General features: G+C 79.5%; 1 protein-coding gene. It reads right to left on the bottom strand.

Annotation, left to right across the window (positions count from 1 at the left end; translation table 11 throughout):
• Positions 1–771 (bottom strand): protein kinase (locus GTW43_RS38255; RefSeq protein ID WP_237536854.1); only part of this gene is annotated, 771 nt, incomplete at both ends.

Below are 771 nucleotides of genomic sequence, written 5' to 3'. Positions count from 1 at the left end.
GCGTCGTCCGGGGGCGTCGTGTCGCGGGCCGCGAGGAGCCCGGCGGCCACCCCGAGCACGATGCCCGCGGCCACGGCGGCGATCAGCGCGGGACGCCGGCGCCTGCGGGCGGACGGCGCGGCCGGGCCCGCCTCTCCACCGGACGGGTACGCCGGGGTCGCGGCCTGCGGGGTGTCGCGGGGCGCGTCCCGTACGGTCGCCACGAAGCCCGGCGGCAGGGGCGTCGGCTCCGGCTCGGGCAGCAGGGGCTGCCCCGACGCGCACAGCCGTTCCGCGTCCTCCCGGGACCGGGCGATCAGCGGCGCGGCCGGCCCGGCCGGATCCGCGGCGTCCGGCGGGCCGGGGAGCAACGCCTCGAGCAGGTACGCTAGTTCGTCGGCGCCCGGGCGGTCGTCGGGGCCGGGCACGAGACAGCGGCGCAGGACGGTCCGCAGCGCGTCCGGTACGGGGTCGAGTCCGGCCTCCGCGTGGAGCACCCGGTACAGCACCGCGGCCACCGGCCCGTCGCCGAACGGCTCCGCGCCGCTCGCGGCGAAGGCCAGCACCGACGCGAGACAGAACACGTCCGAGGCGGGCACCACGTGCCGCCCGCCCGCCACGTGCTCGGGGGACATGAACCCGGGGGTGCCGACCAGGGCGCCGGTCGCCGTCATCGGCGTCGCGCCGGCCGGCCGGGCCACGCCGAAGTCGATCAGCTTCGGACCGTCCGGCCCGAGCAGCAGGTTGGCCGGTTTGACGTCACGGTGCAGGGCGCCGGCCGCGTGGACGGCG

This window comes from Streptomyces sp. SID5785 (assembly GCF_009870065.1).
Taxonomy (GTDB): Bacteria; Actinomycetota; Actinomycetes; order Streptomycetales; family Streptomycetaceae; genus Streptomyces.
This window is presented reverse-complemented; position numbering and strand designations above follow the sequence as displayed.